Origin of the sequence: Pseudomonas sp. MF6755 (genome assembly GCF_016405635.1) — a bacterium.
GTDB lineage: Bacteria > Pseudomonadota > Gammaproteobacteria > Pseudomonadales > Pseudomonadaceae > Aquipseudomonas > Aquipseudomonas haemolytica.
The window spans coordinates 1-16,708 of the sequence record NZ_JAEKDA010000029.1 but is presented as its reverse complement, the minus strand read 5'-3'; the positions used below and the strand labels follow the sequence as shown (position 1 = coordinate 16,708).

Sequence of the window (16,708 nt, the reverse complement as noted above, 5' to 3'; positions counted from 1 at the left end):
AAACCCATAATAAATACAAGAGGAAAGCTTCATGGCCGATGCTATCGAAGACAGCCGCTATGCCCGGTTTGCGCTGCGTTGCTCCAACTTTGCAGAGCGCTGGTTTCCGGACTCCTGGGTGTTTGCCGCCCTCGCCGTGATCATCGTCGCCGTGGCGACCCTGGGCATGGGCGCCGCGCCGGCCGAAGCGGCCAAGGCGTTTGGCGACGGGTTCTGGAGCCTGATCCCGTTCACCATGCAGATGGCTTTTGTGGTGATCGGTGGTTATGTGGTCGCCAGCTCACCGCCCGCGGTGAAGTTGATCGACCGCCTGGCACGCATCCCCAAGAATGGCCGCTCGGCGGTGGCCTGGGTCGCGTTGATCTCCATGGTGGCTTCGTTGCTTAACTGGGGCCTGTCCCTGGTGTTCGGCGGTTTGCTGGTGCGGGCGCTGGCCCGCCGCACGGATCTACGCATGGACTACCGCGCCGCCGGCGCTGCGGCGTACCTGGGCCTGGGTGCCGTCTGGGCGCTGGGGCTGTCGTCGTCGGCCGCGCAGTTGCAGGCCAACCCGGCCAGCTTGCCGCCGTCGATCCTGTCGATCACCGGGATGATCCCATTCACCGAGACCATCTTCCTGTGGCAATCCGGCGTACTGTTGCTGGCGCTGATCGTGGTGTCGCTGATCATCGCCTACGCCACCGCACCCGGCCCCAATAGCGCCCGTGATGCCAAGGCCTGTGGCGTCGACCCGGCCTTCAACCTGCCCAAGCCGCAACCACCGACGCGCCCAGGTGAATGGCTGGAACACAGCCCGTTACTGACGATTTTGCTGGCATTGCTGGCGGCCGGCTGGCTGTTCCATGAGTTCTCGACCAAGCCGGCGATCAGCGCCATTTCGGGGCTCAACACCTATAACTTCCTGTTCATCATGGTCGGCGCCCTGCTGCACTGGCGCCCGCGCAGCTTCCTCGATGCGGTGGCCCGTGCCGTGCCGACCACCACCGGCGTGCTGATCCAGTTCCCGCTGTACGGCTCGATTGCGGCGTTGATGACCGTGGTCAAGGGCGGCGACGGCCAGACCCTGGCGCACCATATCTCGACGTTCTTCACCTCCATCGCTTCCCACGACACTTACGCGCTGCTGATGGGTGTGTACTCGGCGGTGCTGGGTTTCTTCATCCCATCGGGTGGCGGCAAGTGGATCATCGAAGCGCCCTACGTGATGCAAGTGGCCAATGACCTGCAATACCACCTGGGCTGGGCGGTGCAGATCTACAACGCGGCCGAGGCGCTGCCGAACCTGATCAACCCGTTCTATATGCTGCCGCTGCTGGGCGTGTTGGGGTTGAAGGCACGGGATTTGATCGGGTTCTCGTTTGTGCAGTTGCTGGTGCACACGCCGCTGGTGTTGTTTTTGTTGTGGGCGTTGGGGACGACGTTGGCTTATTTGCCGCCGGTCATGCCCTGAAAGCAGCCACAAGCGGCAAGTTTTTAGCTTCAAGCTTGCTGCTTGAAGCCCGTAACTTGGCGCTGCCTTAATTCCGTCACATTCCATTGCTACCGTCCTGCGAAATATCTTGCAACATCTCGCCAAGGACTCCTCCGCAATGAGTGACGAGCACGAAGACCACCCCGCCCCCGATTCCGCCATCCAACCGCCGGTAGACACCAGCCGCCGGCGCTTCCTCGGCGGGGCGGCGGTGTTGGGGGTCGGTGCGACCTTGAGTGCCTGCGGCAATACCAGCGAAGCACCGAGCCCACCGGTCACGCGGCCGCTCACACCCCAGGAGCTGGACAAGGCGTTGCACGACCAGGTGAAGACCGTGGTGGTGATCTATGCCGAGAACCGCAGCTTCAATAATCTGTTCGCCGATTTCCCTGGGTTGGAGAAACCCCTTTCAGCCTTAACCGCCACTGACGCCCAGCAGCGCGACCGCGACGGCAGCGTAATGACCAGCCTGCCTCCGACCTGGGGCGGTGTGTTGCAGGTCGGCCCGCAAACCGTGGATGGGGTGACCTACCCCAGCGAGGTGCAATTCCAGCAGAACCTGCCCAACGCACCGTTCGCCCTCAAGGGCCCAAATGCCGAAGACCTGCCGCTGAGCCTGGTGACCCGCGACCTGTGGCACGTGTTTTACCAGAACCAGATGCAGATTAACGGCGGCAAAAACGATGGGTTTGTCGCCTGGGGTGACGCCGGTGGCCTGGTGATGGGCCATTACGCCCAGAGCCGTTATTCCCTGCGCCTGTGGGACGTGGCCAAGGAGTTTGTGCTCTGCGATAACTTTTTCCAGGGCGCATTTGGTGGTTCGTTCCTTAATCACCATTACCTGATCAGCGCCACGGCGCCGTTTTATCCCAATGCCGCGCAGTCGGTGGCCAAGGCGCAGATCGCCACGCTGCAAGGCGATGACCCCACCGACACACGCCTCAAGCCTTTGGACAACTCGCCGGCCAGCGCCATGACCGGCCCGCCGCAGTTCGGGCCCAGCGCGCTGACGCCGGATGGTTACGGCGTGAACACCCTGGCCCCACCTTATTGGCCCACCTGGATTCGCGACCCAGAAAACCCGGATTATTCCAAACCGGACCTGCCCAACGTACTGGTGCCGCAAACCCACGAACATATTGGCGACAAGCTGTCGAAAAAGAACATCGACTGGGCCTGGTACGCCGGCGCGTGGCAAGCCACCCTGGAGCAGTTCAAGGACTCCGGCGGTATCCCCAAGATTCCGAACTTCCAGTACCACCACCAGCCGTTCAACTACTTCAAGCAGCAAGGGCCGCAAAACCGTGTGGAGCGTGATAAGCGCCTGCGCGATGGCGGCCTGGGCGATGAGTCGACCACCAACAAGTTTTTCGCCGACGCCCAGGCCGGCAAGCTGCCTGCGGTGAGTTTCTACAAACCTCAGGGCAACCTGAACATGCACGCCGGTTACGCCGATGTGGCCTCGGGCGACCGCCATATCGCCCGCGCCTTGAAGGTGCTGCAAGAAAGCCCGCAGTGGAAAAACATGGTGGTGGTGGTCACCGTCGATGAAAACGGCGGTTGGTGGGACCACGTTGCACCGCCCAAAGGCGATCGCTGGGGCCCGGGCACGCGGATCCCGGCCCTGGTGGTGTCGCCGTTCGCACGCAAAGGCACCGTTGACCATACGGTGTACGACACCGCATCGATCCTGCGGTTGATCACCCGGGTGTTCCAGTTGGAGACCCTGGACGGCCTCAAGCAGCGCGATGACGCGATGATCGCCCGCGGCCAGAAGCCCATGGGCGATCTGAGCAACGCCTTGCAGTTCAACCTGTAGGAGGCTTATCCAATAACGACATGCCTGGCGATTTAACACGCGGTTTTCCTGGCCAGCCGCTACTGTGTGCAGGTGGGCTTTTATCCCGCGCAGACGGGCTTCGCTGACAAGGAACCAACTATGTTTAAACCGACCAGGCTGTCCTTCACCCTGGCCGCACTGCTGGCGAGTGCGGTCGTACACGCCGACATCGAGGTGCCATTGGGCAGCACGCAGCGTGTCAGCCAGTTGTTCGCGTTTCCCAATAACTGCAACGTGATCTGTTTTCGCCCATGGACGCTGGAGCAAACCGCCGAGCATTACCTGAACCAGAGCCTGCAGCGTGATGGTTACAGCCGGGCCAAGGTCAGTGTTAAGACCCGCGACGGCCAGGTCGCGGCGACCTTCAGTGGCGTACCGGACACCTACGGCCAATCCTTGATCACCTTGCTCAACACCGCCGACCTGGCTTACCAGGGCGCCAGCCAGCTCAACAGCGACGGCAAGTGGGCGTATAACTGGTACCTGTTCCTGCCGCTGGGCATGGCACTGGAGAACCGCAAGAGCGTCGAATTGCTGCACTTTCCACCGGATTACTCGCTCACCCAGGCCCAGGACTACCTGGAGTCAGCCACCACCGACCGTTGGGCAGCGTTGCTCACCGACAACGGCATACCAGCCAGCGAAACACCGGCGTATCAAACCATCATCGATATCGCGCCCATCGCCGCGCCGTCCAATGCAGGGAAAGACCTGCAAAACGTCTATAGCTACTTCACTGACTACCAGACCCGCATGGTCAAGGAACTGAGCCTGCATGCCAACGGTTCACTGCCGATGATGGCGTTCGGCGCGCCGGTGCGCAGTTGGATCAAGCAACAATACGGCCAGAGCGTGGGCGTGCTGGAACTGGCGCAGATAAGCCCGGCCGCGGGCAGAACCGTGTCAGTGCTGGGCGCCAACCACCCCAGCTACATCTGGTACGCGGCTGACCCGGCAAGCTATGACGGCGATGAGCAAAAAGCCGACGAGGCCGGGTTGAAAGTGATGGGGCAGGATTTGAGCGCGGCCTGCTGGCAAGCCGGTATGGGCCAGAAACCCGCCAGCGACGCCAATGTATTGCTCAAGGCCTGCCTGAACACCTGGCAGGTCACGCGTAAAGAGCAGACCTGTGCGTTGTTCTACACCTCGGTGCGCAACCTGCCCCCGGAGCAGGCTAACGCCAAATGCGCCACCCCGCCCATCAAGGCGCAGTTGAAACAGCTGAGAAGTGCCCCGCCCACCCCCACTGCTCTGCCGCCTGTGCTTTGACACGAATAAACCGTCTCTACTGTCAAGTTTGACAGTAGATATAGGCTCCGACTTCGGCGACTCTTGGGCCGCGCCCATTTGCTGCAAGGCTCGCAGTCAGACAACCCGCAGGTCCATGCAGCCCAACTCAGGAGAGTGATGAAAACTCAAGCCATGGATAAGGCTAAGACCGCGGTGAGTGCCTGCCTCTATCCCTTCAAGACGCTACTCGTGGAACAGGGTTACCCTTCGACCGAGCACTTCCAGGTCCAGCAAGACGCGCATGGGATGACGACCGGAGTCATAGCGCGGATCGCTTTTGACAACCGCGTGCGCATTGCGCAGGTATCTGGCTATGCCGTCAGCGAGCGACGCCCGCACACGCTGCAGCTGTCTCCGCGCATCCACTTGTACGATGGTTGGTTCTGCGGCCTGTTACAGCACTCGTGCAACCCGAACGTGTTCTTGGACGCTACATATCTGGAGCTATGGACGGTACAAGCCATCCCCGCCGGCAGCCTGCTGACGCTCGATTACGCCACGACCGAAGACGCGCTGGCCCGGCAGTTCGCTTGCCAGTGCGGCGAGCTGAACTGCCGGGGTTGGATCACCGGCAGCAAGGAACCACTGAACGCCGAAGGCCAGGCCTTCATGGCGTGGTGGCGCGAGCACAAGCGGCCTTAGGCTTCACCCAACGGACGCAGGCGGTACTGCGGCGGCAGTTGCTCGAAGCCACTGATGGTGGTGTTCAAGCTCTTCCAGCGGCCATCCTTGATGCCATAGATGCAGCCGTGGATCGACAGGCTCTGCCCGCGGTGCCAGGCGTTCTGCACAATGCTGGTATGGCCGACGTTGGCCACCTGCTGGATCACGTTGAGTTCGCACAGGCGATCAACGCGTTCTTCTTCAGTGGGCAATTGGGCCAGCAGGTCGCGGTTCTCGTAGTAGAGATCGCGGATAGTGCGCAGCCAGCCGTCGATCAGGCCGAACTGGCGGTCCTGCATCGACGCACGCACGCCGCCACAACCGTAGTGGCCGGTGACGAGGATGTGTTTGACCTTGAGCACGTCCACCGCGTACTGGATCACCGACAGGCAATTGAGGTCGGTGTGCAGCACCACATTGGCCACATTGCGGTGCACGAACAGATCGCCGGGCAGCATGCCGACGATCTCATTGGCGGGTACACGGGCATCGGAACAGCCGATCCACAGGTACTCCGGGGTCTGCTGGCGGGCGAGCTTGGCGAAGAATTCGGGATCTTCCTGTTTGATCGCATCCGCCCAGCGTTCGTTGTTATCAAGCAGGTCTTGTAGTTCGTTCATCAGGGAAAGCCTCAGGAATGATGCGCAGTTTTGTGACTGACAACCCCTCGTCCAGGTCACGCCACGCGCAAATTAGCTTGAATCTTTGGGGAGCCCAGCCTGTCCACACACTATAAGCCCCACAGTATGAGGATTGGCCATGACTGATTCACGACGTCCCTACGGTGCTACGCAGCCCGAACCCATTGATGACAACGAAGACCGCATGGGCTCGATGCGCGAGCTGGATTTTGACGAAGAAGAACCCACGGCGGAAATCGGCGATGAAATACCGCGCCGCGAACGCGAGCACCTGCTGCCCGACGAACGGGTGCGCGAAGCCGGGATGACCGGGGCTTCGACCGCTGATCATGAATCGACTGATGACGATATGAGCCCGGAGACGCTGATCCATGAGGATGGCGCACGGGATGCGCGAGAGGCCGGGGAAGACAAACCTGCCGACTTCGACCTCAGCATTGTGGACGAGGACGAGATTGGCGGCGGCAATGGCCTGGATGAGGCCGAACTGGCCGATATTGACCCTGTAGACCGTAACCGCTGAAAAAACGCGGTTCAACATGTGGGAGGGGGCTTGCTCCCTCCCACATTTGGCTGTGTATTCAATCGACCAGCGTGCAGGCCATCACGACTGCATCTTCGCGACCACCAACCGCCGGGTAATAGTCCCGACGCCGGCCAATTTCATTGAAGCCATAGCGCTCATACAGCCGGAACGCCCCGCTATTGCTGTCACGCACTTCCAGGAAACACTCCCGGGCATTGGCCGCATACGCGCGGGACATCAGGTGCTCCAGCAACGCCAGGCCCAATCCGCGGCCCTGGTTTTCCGGTTTGACGGTGATATTCAGCAAATGCGCTTCATCGAGAATGATCTGTACCACCCCGTGGCCCACCTGCTGCTCGCCCTCGAACATCAGCCAGATCTGGTACTTGCCCAGCCCGTCGAGAAAGATCCCACGGGTCCAGGGGTGGCTGAACGCCGCGTATTCGATTTTCAGCACGGCGTCGAGGTCGGCCTCGGTCATCGGGCGGAAGGATAAAGCCTCACTCATCAGTTGTTTTCCAGCGCGCCATCAGCCGGCGCATGGCTTGCCAGACATCAGCCTTACGCTGTGGCTCTTCCATTAATAATTCCAGGCCCGGCAGGGCCCACACCGAGCCCAGGCTGTCGACCTGCAGCTCGCGGTACCAGGCCTCGGCATTGGCTTCACCGGCAAACCGCACGGCGGGCAGGCCGATCAACCACAGGCACACGCAGGGTTCATCTTCCAGACGCGCCGAGACAAACCCCTGGACAAAATCCCGTGCAGCCTCTGGGCCCTGGTCCATGGTGCCGCGCACCAGCAACGGCCAGCGCACCGGCTCACCGATGATTTGCGGGCTGTCGGGCAGGCCGGCGGCGCGCAGCATGTCCTTGAGCAGCAGGTAGGCTGGGTCGCGGGACTGGAAACGCTCGCCAGTGGGCAGTTCCACCAGCAACAGGCAACGCCCGGCCCGCAGCAATTGCAGGGCAAAGCGTGGCGGCGGTACCACCGGCGCCTTGACCACCACCGCAGCTTCTTCGACCACCTTGGCCGCCTTGGTCACCGGCGAAGGGCGTGGCACGTCGATCTTGGCCCGCTCGACCGCCGGGCGCGTTTCGGGAGTGGGTTTGACCACCACCACGGGCGCGGCCGCCTCTTCTCCCGAAGACTCGAACGCCTCATAGGGCTCAGGCGCCTGCAACAACTCCGGCCGCGACGGCGCGGCAAACGGCAGTTCGGTGCGGGGCAGCCAGTTGACCACCTGCATGGCGGTCAAGTAAGCGCGACGTCGGGACTCGATAAGCACAGCTCGGCCACTTGTGGATAAGTAAAGAGCGGGGATTCTACCGCTGTTCGGTAACAATCGCCCACTGTGCACTGACCGGCTGTGGATAAATCCCGCGCCTGATGCAGTACAATCGCGACTTTTAATCGCCAACCAGCCGGCCATTCCCATGATCGAACCCAAGCGCGTCCTGCGCGCCCTCGCCGAACACTGGGCCTTACTTGAGCCTCTGTGCGAACACTTCGACCAAGGCACCCTGAGCCTGGGCGAGCTGCGCGCACAGTTGGCCGCCCAACAACTGGACAGCACGCCCCAGGACATCACCAGCCTGCTGGACGTGTGGATTCGCCTGGATATCCTGGTGCCTGTGGCCAAGAGCCCGAACCGTTTCGAGCTCAACGCGCAGATCCACGACTTCCTCGCCTATCTTCGCAAGGAGCACCGGCTTGGCCTGTGCCTGGAAATCGAAGCCTACCTGCGCCATCTCGAGCGCCTGGCCGGTTATATCCAGGACGCCTTCGACATCCGTGACGGCCATGACCTGGCCCGGCAACTGCGCCTGCTGGACATGCGCGTGCGCGACGTGCTGAAAAAACTCGCCAACGACGAACAGGCCCTCGCCGCCGTGGCCGACCGCGCCAAGACCAGCGACCGCCAGATCCCGTTGCGCCAGCGTTACGCCGAGGTCTTGGCGACGTGGGACGAATATGTCGAACCGATGATCCAGCTGGTGAACGCCGACGGCGCGTTCGAGCAAGGCGTGCGCAAGGTCGAGAACGTGCTGCTGCGCATGCTCACCGAGCAGCAGCGTCTCGGCCACCTGGTGGACGACGACATGCTGCTGCGCACCCACGCGCGCATCCTCGAAATGCAGACCAGCGCCCAACTGACCTTGCGTCATGCGCGGGAGTTGCTGTTGCCGCTGCGTGAAGAAGCACGCCGGCATAATGCTGTGACCCGTGGCGCGGCGCTGGCCCTGTCGGCAATTCGCCGTAAAGGCCTGGACGCGGTGCCACAGGCCGCAATGCCAATGTTCACCCGGCCACAAAGCACCTTCCTCGGCAGTGCCAGCCAGGTCGAGGCTTATGTGTATGCCCTGGCGAACTTCGAGCCCAAACCGGCACGTTTCCCCAAGGCGCACAAATCCCACAAGGGCGAAGCCCAGCGCGCACCGCGGACGGTCAAGGAAATGCTCGAGCGCTGCGAAGACGCGCTGCCCATGCCCGACTTGATGACCTGGCTGCTGGAGCAGGAACCGGACGGCGCCACCGACGAATTGCTGTACTGGTTCTCACGCCTCTCGCGGGAAAAACGCTTTAAACGCGAGCGCCTGGAACGTCGCGACTACAACACCCACGAGCACCAGGTCAGCCTGCGCTCCTTCGCCCTGCTCCCGGCCGGCCCTGATGCCGCCGAGAATTCTGCGAGCACACCTTATGCATCTTGATCTATCCGAACTGTCCCAGCTGGCGCCGATCTTTCGCGAGCTGTTCAAGGGTTACCACGTCAGCCGCCGCGACCCGGAGCTGTACGCGCAACTGTCGAACTTCCAGGACCAGTACCGCACACTGTTCAAGGCCCTGGGCTTCGAGTTGGTATGCGATACCCGCGGTTTCTACTACTTCGTGCCGGACACTGCGGTGGCCGCAGCGCAAGTGAACAAGACCGCCCAGCGCCTGGCCTTGTTTACCTTCATCATCGTCGAACATCTGGCCGACCAGGGCCGCGACCCGGTTGCCGTACTCGACGGTGGCAGCCTGGGCCGCGATGAACTGCCTTCGCTGCTGGAGAAATACCGCGACCTGTTTATCCAGGCCGAAGTGCAGACCCAGGAAGAGCTCGAAGAAAAAATCATGCGCCGCATGACCCAACTGGGTTTTGCCAGCGAAGACAACGGCATCTACCGCTTCCTGCCGCCGATGCACCGTTTCCTCGATGTGTGCCTCTCCGTGCAGCAGGACCGCGACCTGGCCGCCAGCGTGCACAGCGTATTGCCGTTGCCGGCGCCGGTGATCATTGACGAAGACAGCGATGAAAAACTGCTGAAGACCGATGACCCGCTGGACCTGAGCGGTTTCAATGAAGAAAGCGAAGAAGATGCCCTGGCCCGTGCCATTGCCGAAGAACAGGAGACCGACGCATGAGTAAGGAACGCTACGGCATCCGCCGCTTCGCCCTATTGAACACCGCTGGCTACAGCCTGGGCTTGTTCCCGCTGGAAGAGCCGCTGTCGGTGTATGGCGCCAACAACCTGGGCAAATCCGCCTCGATCAACGCCTTGCAGTTCCCGATCCTGGCGCGCATGTCGGACATGAGTTTCGGCAAGTACACCCTGGAACAATCGCGGCGTTTCTACTTTGCCACTGACACCAGCTACATCCTGGTGGAAGTCTCCCTGCCTCACGGCCCCCACGTGATCGGCGTGGTCGGGCGCGGCCCGGGCGGCGGTTTTGGTCACCAGTTCTTTGCCTATGCCGGCAAGCTGGACCTGGCTCATTATCAGAAAAACGACACCTGCCTGCGTCAGAAAGAGCTGTTCACCAACCTTGAGCGCGAGGGCCTCAAAGCCTACGAGCTCAAGCCTGATGAACTGCGGCGCTTGCTGGTGGGCGGCCATACGTCGATCCCGCTGGACCTGACCCTGATTCCGCTGCGTTCTACCAGCGAACAGAGCTTGAAGACCTTCCGGGCGCTGTTTATCAACCTGCTGCACATGCGCGAAATCACGGCGGCCAAGCTCAAGCAGCTGTTCCTCGATGCCTTCGAACACAGCCTGCGTTCCGGCAGCGTCGATTACATCGCTGCGTGCGAAGAAGCCTTCCGCGATGTGCGACGCATGGAGCAGGACTACAACTCGCTGGTGGCTGCCGGGCCGTTGGTCGAGGCGCTGGCCAATGGCGTGAAACAACGCGATGCCTTGCGCGGCAAACTGCATCGCCTGTCACCGCTGCTGGATTCGTTGCTGGGCACCTGGTCGGACTACGCCAGTGCGCGTAAGGAAGAGCTGACCATCCAGGCCGAGCACTACCGCAACGAGCAGGACGCGCTGCAAAACGACCAGCGCGGCGGCACCCAGGAGCTGATGCGCCTGGAGCGGGAAATCAGCGGCATCCAACGTTGGCTGGGCGAGTTGTCGGTGCTCAAGCACCGCTTTGCGCTGGTGGATGACGTCAAGGTGCTGGAGCAGCAATTGCTTGCCGCCAAGGATGCTCACGATGAACTGGCGGGCGCTCTGGCGCAGTCGCGGCAGTTCAGCGCCGAGGACTTGGAAGAGCGTCTGCGCGATCTGGAAAAACGCTTGAAGTCAGTCAAGCAGCAGCTCGATCACGCGGACAACAACAGTTACGCCAAACTGCGCGAAGAGTTTTCGCAGCAGGATGTCGAGCGCCTGATGCGCCTGTTCAACAGTTCGCTGTTCAGCCTGCCACTGGGTGAACATGGCATCACCCTGGACGAGGACGGCCAGTGGGTCAAATCCCTGGAGCAGATCCTCGATGGCTTCAAGGGCGAGCGCTTTGAAGTGCCGGGACTGTCCATCGACATCTCGCACATCGAGCCACCAGCATTGCAGGCCCTGGCGGACCGCGCCGCGTTGCGTGACCAGAAAGAACGCCTGGAAAAAGAACTCAAGCAACTGAAAACCCAGCAGGCCGTGGCTTCCGACCGTGCGGCAAGCAAGACCCAGACCGAAGCGCTGTACCAGCAGGTGCTGGACGCCCAGAAAGCCTTGGAAGACTTCCGTCGCACCCAGACCCTGAGCGCCGAAGAAGGCGAGAAACTGGAAAACCTGGCGCAGATGGAAGCTGCCCAGGACGAGTTGAAGCGCTCCAGCGATGCCTTTACCGAGCGCGTCCAGCAACTGTCAGCCAAGCTGCAATTGGTCGGCCGCCAGATCGGCGATATGGAAGCCAAGCAACGTACGCTGGATGACGCGCTGCGTCGTCGTCAGCTGTTGCCGGCAGACCTGCCGTTCGGCACGCCGTTCATGGACCCGGTCGACGATTCCATGGACAACCTGCTGCCGCTGCTCAATGACTATCAGGACAGCTGGCAGGGCCTGCTGCGCGCCGATGGCCAGATCGAGGCGCTGTACGCCCAGGTGCGCCTCAAGGGTGTGGCCAAGTTCGACAGTGAGGATGATGTCGAGCGTCGCCTGCAACTGCTGATCAACGCCTATGCACACCGTACCGATGAGGCGCTGACACTCGGCAAGGCACGCCGTGCGGCAGTCACCGATATCGCCCGTACTTTGCGCAACATCCGCAGCGACTACGACAGCCTGGAACACCAGCTGGCGTTGTTCAACCGCGAGATCAACAAACGCCAGGTCTCCAACCTGCAAAGCTTCCGCATCGTGCTGGCACCGAACAAGGAAGCCCTCAAGCATATCGACCAGATCATCCACAGTGCCGGTCAGTATGAAGAAGGCGAGACGCTCTCGGTGTTCGACCTCAGCCAGAGCGCCGAGCAGGACAACAAGAACGAAGAGGCCAAGGAATACCTGGCCCGCCTGGTGGCCGCCAACCATAACCAACTGGGCCTCAAGGACTTGTTCGAGCTGGCGTTCGAGATCACCAAGGTACACGGCCAGCCGGTGATCCATACCGACATCGATGGCGCTGCGTCCAACGGCACCACCATGACCATCAAGGCGCTGACCAACATGTACTTGTTGTTGCACCTGATGGACCGTGACCAGGCCGGTCGTGTGCGTTTGCCGTACTACCTGGACGAAGCGGCGGACATCGATGAAAAGAACCAGGCCGCATTGCTGGAAACCAGCCTGCAACTGGGCTTCGTGCCCATCCTGGCGAGTGTGAAGCCGCAGGTGTCCGCCCAGGTGGCGATCGACCTGGAAGGCGGTAGCGGGCCGAACGGCATCTACATCGACGAGGCGGACTGGAAGTATATCCGTCGCCATGATGTGGTGAAGGCGACGGTGAATGTGCAGGCGGACGAGCCGGAGTTGGATGAAGTCTGACGTGCTGCGTTGAAATGCAAAAAGGCCGCGATCTTATGGATCGCGGCCTTTTTTGTGAGCGTTGAAGTGATTTGAAGGGCCTCATCGGGGGCAAGCCCCCTCCCGCAGTTGCCCGCGTTTATCCGGTAGGAATGCGGTCGAATGTGTGCGGGCTTGCTCGCGAAGGCCGCGCCTCGGTCTACTTGCCCAGTGGAATCTTAGGCGCCCAAGTCAGCCACTCATCCTCAAACTTGTCGAATAGAGGGAAGGTCTGCTGCGGCCGTGCCGGGTTACCCATGCGCTCGCCATCAGGCGTGGCAAAGGCGATACCGCCGGCCACCAAAGTCTCCAGCGACTCGGTGCGCACCGTGGCGCCCTTGAACAGGCCGAAGTCGAGGCCGAAGCCACTGGTATTCCAGAAGCGGCTGCCACTGCGCACCAGCGGCGCGTACTTGGGCTCGATCAGGATGTGCACCAGCACGCGGTCGGCGGTTTGGCCCAGCTCATAGCCGGTGACTTTACCCACCGTGACTTCTCGGTAAGTGACCGGCACGCCTTCCTTCAGCGAACCACGGCGTGCGGCGCTGAGTGTGAGGCTCAGGCCAGCTTCCTGATGGACGGCCTCGGGTGGCTGGGCCAGAGCAACAAAATTCTTCTGCGGGCCTGCGTTCTTCGCGGCCGGTAGCACTTCGATATATTGGCCGGTGACGAGGGTTTCCAAATTGGCAGTCTTCATCAGCCCCAGTTCAGGCTTGACCACCCAGAACTGGCTGCCCGTACGAGCGATGCGGTCCGCCACTTGGGTGATTCGCGCCTTGAGCAGCACCGACTGCATGTCGGCACTGAGGTCGACACTCTCGATCTTGCCCACGTCCAGACCTTTGAAACGCACCGGTGTGCCGGGGCTCAGGCCGTCGGCGCGGTCAACTTTAATGGTCACCAGAGTGCCATGCCGGTTGGCAGCCTCACGGTCTGCAAACAAGCGGAAGCGCGGGATGCGTCGTTTCAACGGTACATTCGGTTCCGGCGTTTCGAAGGCGATGCCGCCAGACATCAGGCTGGCCAGGGATTCACTTTTGACCTGAATACCGCCGGTCAATCCGCCGGTGAGGGTGACACCGCTGGCATTCCAGAAACGCGTCGAGCCGTTGACCAGGCTTTCATATTCTTTCTCGATATGAACACCGATCACTAGTTGTTTTTTCTTGCGTGAAAACTGGTAGCTCTGAACCGAACCTACTTTGACCTGTTTGTACAGAATCGGGCTGCCCACATCCAGCGAACCCAGGCTGTCGGTGAGCAGTACCATATGCAGGCCAGGGGAACGCAGGTCCAAAGGCGGCGCCTTGGCACGGGCCACGTACTCACGTTGTGGCGGTGTGCCTTTGTCACCCGGGCGGATCGCGATGTAGTTGCCTTTGACCAATGCCTCCAGGCCGGTGATGCCTGCCAGGGAGATGGAGGGTTTGACCACCCAGAATTGTGTGTCCTGGACCAGGTAGTCCTCGGCCAATGGGTCGAGGGTCAGCTCAGCGCTGGCACTGGACAGGTCCGGGTCGATCTTCAGGGTTTTCAGGCTGCCAACCTGAATGCCTTTGTACATGACTGGGGTTCGCCCGGCCTGGAGGCCTTCGAAGTCGGTGAGCTTGACCTTGACCTTGATGCCCGCTGCAGCGGCGTCAAAATCTTCGTATAAACGGAAAGGCAGGCTCGGGTCGGTGGGCGGGCTGTCTTTGCGATTCTCCGGCGTGGCGAAGGCAATACCACCGGCGACAATGCTCGAGAGCGATTCGCTGCGCACCTTCACGCCGGAGAGGTTGGCGTCAATGCTGATGCCGCTGGCGTTCCAGAAACGCGTGTGTTTGCGCACCAGGTTGGCGTAGGTAGGTTCGATGTAGACCTTGATTTCGACGGTGCTCTGGTCTTCAGACAGCAGGTAGCTTTTGACCTGGCCGACCTGGATCTGCTTGTAGAACACTGGGCTGCCACGGTTCAGCGAGCCGAGGCGGTCAGCCTTCAGGGTCAGGTGCAAGCCAGGCTTGGCGTCGGATAACGGGGGTTCTTCGGAGAGCGCCTTGAACTTGCGTGTAGGCTCACCATCCCCTGGGCTGGCGGCGATGTAGTTACCCGATACCAGGGTTTCCAGGCCGGTGATGCCAGCGAGGCTGACGCTGGGCTTGACCAACCAGAAGCGGGTGTTGGTCTTGAGATATTGCTCGACGTCCTTATTCATCTCGATGGTGGCGATCACCCCGCGATTGCTGCCCTCGTCATCCAGGGCCAGGGTCTTGACCTTGCCCACGGTCATGCCTTTGTAGACCACTTCGGTCTTGTTGACCTGAATGCCTTCGCCACTCTCGAAGCGAACCTGGATCTCGATGCCTTGCTGGGAATAGGCACGCCACCCCAGCCATCCACCGATGATCAGGGCAATCAGGGGCAACACCCAAATGGCCGACCAATTGGAGGCCGGGCGGGTTTTAGCTTTAGGCAAATCACTCATGGTCGTCGTCCGACTCCGTGTTATCCCAAATCAGTCGGGGATCGAAAGTTACTGCGGCAAGCATCGTCAAGATCACCACACTGGCAAACGCTGCAGCGCCGAGATTGGCCTCGACACTGGCAAGCCGCCCAAAGTTAACGACCGCCACCAGGATGGCGATCACGAAGATATCCAACATGGACCAGCGGCCAATGAATTCGATAAAGCGGTACATCACAATGCGTTGCTGCGCGGACAGCGGTTGGTGACGCTGTACCGAAAAGAGCAACAGGCCGATGCCTACCAACTTGAACGTCGGCACCAGGATACTGGCGATAAAGACCACAGCGGCGATGGGAAACATCCCGTGCTGCACCAACTGGACCACTCCTGCCATGATGGTACTCGGGTCGCCTTGACCGAGGGAATTGACGGTCATGATGGGTAACAGGTTGGCGGGAATATACAGAATCGCCGCGGTGATCAGTAATGCCCAGGTGCGTGTGAGGCTATTGGGGCGACGCGCATGGATCAGCGCACCGCAACGGGTGCAGAGTTGCTCATCGGTATCCGCTTCTTGCTTGTTCAATTCATGGCATTCGGTACAAATCAGAATGCCCGCATCAATCGCCCGCATGGTCATTCTCTCCAGACAGTGCTTGCCAGATCTGGTGGGGCGACATCACCACCTCAAGCAGAACTTGAACCATTAATAGACTGACGAAACAGACCAGACCCAGGCCGACCGTGATAGAGGCCATGTCGGCGAGCTTTACGATTGCCACCAGCACGCCCATCAAATAGACCTCCAACATCCCCCAATCCTTCATGTGGTGGTAGATGCGGTACAGCAGCAGCCCGTAATTGCGCCCGATGTTCCAACGGATGCTGAGCAGCACTGCCAATTGGCAGAGCAGCTTGAGCAAGGGGATGCCCATGCTGCACAGGAACACCACAGCAGCAACGCCTTGCATGCCGGTATCGAACAGGCCGACGACGCCGCTCCAGACGGTGTCCTCTGAGGACTGCCCGAGTAGATTGAGCTGCATGATGGGTAAAAAGTTCGCGGGGATGTACAACAGCAGTGCTGCGATCACTAAGGCGAGGCTTCGCTCGACCACATTGTGGCGGTGAGCGTAGAGCTCGTAGCCACAACGTGGGCATTGGGCTTTTTCGCCGAGGGCGAGCGTTGGTTTGCGCATCAGCAAGTCGCACTCATGGCACGCCACCAGGTCGTCCAGTGGTAAATCCGACACCTGACGGGCATCAACCGGATCGGGCATAGATAGGGCTCTGACTCTAAAATTGGTTAGGTGGCTATTCTAATGGCCTGGCTCGGAAATAACTGTGCAAATTTGTCGGGGGCTGAGGCGTTCAGGGAGCCGGGGGTAGCGTCGATAATCTTCGCGAGTTGGCCGCTACAGAGATGGCCGGCATTTTTCTAGCGCCCAAAACAAAACCCCAACTGCTTTCGCAATTGGGGTTTCGGAATTTAATCTTGACGATGACCTACTCTCACATGGGGAAACCCCACACTACCATCGGCGATGCATCGTTTCACTACTGAGTT

At 60.8% G+C, this 16,708-nt stretch carries 14 protein-coding genes; 8 read left to right on the top strand and 6 right to left on the bottom strand.

The genetic code is table 11. The features are described from left to right. Window positions 1–31: 31 nt before the first annotated feature. The 4 genes from JFT66_RS28130 to JFT66_RS28115 all read left to right on the top strand — a co-directional run bounded on the left by JFT66_RS28130 (window position 32) and on the right by JFT66_RS28115 (window position 5,243). On the top strand, window positions 32–1,450 hold the full coding sequence (locus tag JFT66_RS28130; RefSeq protein ID WP_198860542.1) for a short-chain fatty acid transporter: 1,419 nt from the start codon (window positions 32–34) through the stop codon (window positions 1,448–1,450). Between the two features lie 139 nt (window positions 1,451–1,589). Then, window positions 1,590–3,290: an acid phosphatase gene (acpA, locus tag JFT66_RS28125; protein WP_198860541.1), complete on the top strand. Its 1,701-nt coding sequence runs from the start codon at window positions 1,590–1,592 to the stop codon at window positions 3,288–3,290. A 120-nt stretch (window positions 3,291–3,410) separates the two neighbouring features. Then, a complete protein-coding gene (locus tag JFT66_RS28120; RefSeq protein ID WP_198860540.1) occupies window positions 3,411–4,580 on the top strand; it encodes a hypothetical protein in 1,170 nt (389 codons plus the stop codon). A 138-nt stretch (window positions 4,581–4,718) separates the two neighbouring features. Beyond that, on the top strand, window positions 4,719–5,243 hold the full coding sequence (locus JFT66_RS28115; RefSeq protein WP_153870106.1) for an SET domain-containing protein-lysine N-methyltransferase: 525 nt from the start codon (window positions 4,719–4,721) through the stop codon (window positions 5,241–5,243). On the opposite strand, the gene can is transcribed toward JFT66_RS28115, so the two are convergent. Further along, a complete protein-coding gene (gene can / locus JFT66_RS28110) occupies window positions 5,240–5,884 on the bottom strand; it encodes a carbonate dehydratase (RefSeq protein ID WP_010213394.1) in 645 nt (214 codons plus the stop codon). The two genes, JFT66_RS28115 and can, sit on opposite strands and share 4 nt — an antisense overlap. A gap of 139 nt (window positions 5,885–6,023) precedes the next feature. Between can and JFT66_RS28105 the strand changes: the two genes are divergently transcribed. Next, window positions 6,024–6,428, top strand: a complete 405-nt coding sequence (locus JFT66_RS28105; protein ID WP_153870105.1) for a serine kinase/phosphatase — start codon at window positions 6,024–6,026, stop codon at window positions 6,426–6,428. 58 nt (window positions 6,429–6,486) lie between these two features. Here JFT66_RS28105 and rimI read toward each other — a convergent pair whose 3' ends face one another. After that, window positions 6,487–6,939 carry a ribosomal protein S18-alanine N-acetyltransferase gene (gene rimI, locus JFT66_RS28100; RefSeq protein ID WP_034117941.1) on the bottom strand — a complete coding sequence of 151 codons (453 nt, stop codon included), beginning with the start codon at window positions 6,937–6,939 and terminating at the stop codon, window positions 6,487–6,489. Next, window positions 6,932–7,678, bottom strand: a complete 747-nt coding sequence (locus JFT66_RS28095; RefSeq protein ID WP_052224540.1) for a hypothetical protein — start codon at window positions 7,676–7,678, stop codon at window positions 6,932–6,934. Before JFT66_RS28095 ends, rimI begins: the two co-directional genes overlap by 8 nt. A gap of 187 nt (window positions 7,679–7,865) precedes the next feature. Between JFT66_RS28095 and mksB the strand changes: the two genes are divergently transcribed. Genes mksB through mksF form a run of 3 tightly spaced genes read left to right on the top strand, consistent with a single transcriptional unit; the run spans window position 7,866 to window position 12,677 of the window. Further along, the gene (mksB, locus tag JFT66_RS28090) at window positions 7,866–9,143 is read left to right on the top strand and encodes an Mks condensin complex protein MksB (protein ID WP_034117939.1); all 1,278 of its coding nucleotides are present in this window, start codon (window positions 7,866–7,868) and stop codon (window positions 9,141–9,143) included. Continuing rightward, complete coding sequence (gene mksE, locus JFT66_RS28085; protein ID WP_034117938.1) at window positions 9,133–9,840, top strand: Mks condensin complex protein MksE; 708 nt, start codon at window positions 9,133–9,135, stop codon at window positions 9,838–9,840. The genes mksB and mksE overlap by 11 nt, the downstream gene beginning before the upstream one ends. After that, entirely contained in the window at window positions 9,837–12,677 is a 2,841-nt protein-coding gene (mksF, locus tag JFT66_RS28080) for an Mks condensin complex protein MksF (protein ID WP_034117937.1), read from the top strand. The genes mksE and mksF overlap by 4 nt, the downstream gene beginning before the upstream one ends. Before the next feature lie 178 nt (window positions 12,678–12,855). On the opposite strand, the gene JFT66_RS28075 is transcribed toward mksF, so the two are convergent. Genes JFT66_RS28075 through JFT66_RS28065 form a run of 3 tightly spaced genes read right to left on the bottom strand, consistent with a single transcriptional unit; the run spans window position 12,856 to window position 16,421 of the window. Beyond that, entirely contained in the window at window positions 12,856–15,159 is a 2,304-nt protein-coding gene (locus JFT66_RS28075) for a PqiB family protein (RefSeq protein WP_034117936.1), read from the bottom strand. Then, complete coding sequence (locus tag JFT66_RS28070) at window positions 15,152–15,775, bottom strand: paraquat-inducible protein A (RefSeq protein ID WP_198860539.1); 624 nt, start codon at window positions 15,773–15,775, stop codon at window positions 15,152–15,154. Before JFT66_RS28070 ends, JFT66_RS28075 begins: the two co-directional genes overlap by 8 nt. Continuing rightward, the gene (locus tag JFT66_RS28065) at window positions 15,762–16,421 is read right to left on the bottom strand and encodes a paraquat-inducible protein A (protein WP_034117935.1); all 660 of its coding nucleotides are present in this window, start codon (window positions 16,419–16,421) and stop codon (window positions 15,762–15,764) included. The genes JFT66_RS28070 and JFT66_RS28065 overlap by 14 nt, the downstream gene beginning before the upstream one ends. Between the last annotated feature and the right edge of the window lie 287 nt (window positions 16,422–16,708).

Bases quoted from the DNA above. Each gene is read 5' to 3' on its own strand.
- JFT66_RS28105 (WP_153870105.1), top strand. From the start codon at position 6,024: ATGACTGATTCACGACGTCCCTACGGTGCTACGCAGCCCGAACCCATT.
- can (WP_010213394.1), bottom strand. From the start codon at position 5,884: ATGAACGAACTACAAGACCTGCTTGATAACAACGAACGCTGGGCGGAT.
- JFT66_RS28120 (WP_198860540.1), top strand. From the start codon at position 3,411: ATGTTTAAACCGACCAGGCTGTCCTTCACCCTGGCCGCACTGCTGGCG.
- JFT66_RS28130 (WP_198860542.1), top strand. From the start codon at position 32: ATGGCCGATGCTATCGAAGACAGCCGCTATGCCCGGTTTGCGCTGCGT.
- JFT66_RS28115 (WP_153870106.1), top strand. From the start codon at position 4,719: ATGAAAACTCAAGCCATGGATAAGGCTAAGACCGCGGTGAGTGCCTGC.
- rimI (WP_034117941.1), bottom strand. From the start codon at position 6,939: ATGAGTGAGGCTTTATCCTTCCGCCCGATGACCGAGGCCGACCTCGAC.
- JFT66_RS28065 (WP_034117935.1), bottom strand. From the start codon at position 16,421: ATGCCCGATCCGGTTGATGCCCGTCAGGTGTCGGATTTACCACTGGAC.
- mksB (WP_034117939.1), top strand. From the start codon at position 7,866: ATGATCGAACCCAAGCGCGTCCTGCGCGCCCTCGCCGAACACTGGGCC.
- mksE (WP_034117938.1), top strand. From the start codon at position 9,133: ATGCATCTTGATCTATCCGAACTGTCCCAGCTGGCGCCGATCTTTCGC.
- mksF (WP_034117937.1), top strand. From the start codon at position 9,837: ATGAGTAAGGAACGCTACGGCATCCGCCGCTTCGCCCTATTGAACACC.
- JFT66_RS28075 (WP_034117936.1), bottom strand. From the start codon at position 15,159: ATGAGTGATTTGCCTAAAGCTAAAACCCGCCCGGCCTCCAATTGGTCG.
- JFT66_RS28070 (WP_198860539.1), bottom strand. From the start codon at position 15,775: ATGCGGGCGATTGATGCGGGCATTCTGATTTGTACCGAATGCCATGAA.
- JFT66_RS28095 (WP_052224540.1), bottom strand. From the start codon at position 7,678: ATGCAGGTGGTCAACTGGCTGCCCCGCACCGAACTGCCGTTTGCCGCG.
- acpA (WP_198860541.1), top strand. From the start codon at position 1,590: ATGAGTGACGAGCACGAAGACCACCCCGCCCCCGATTCCGCCATCCAA.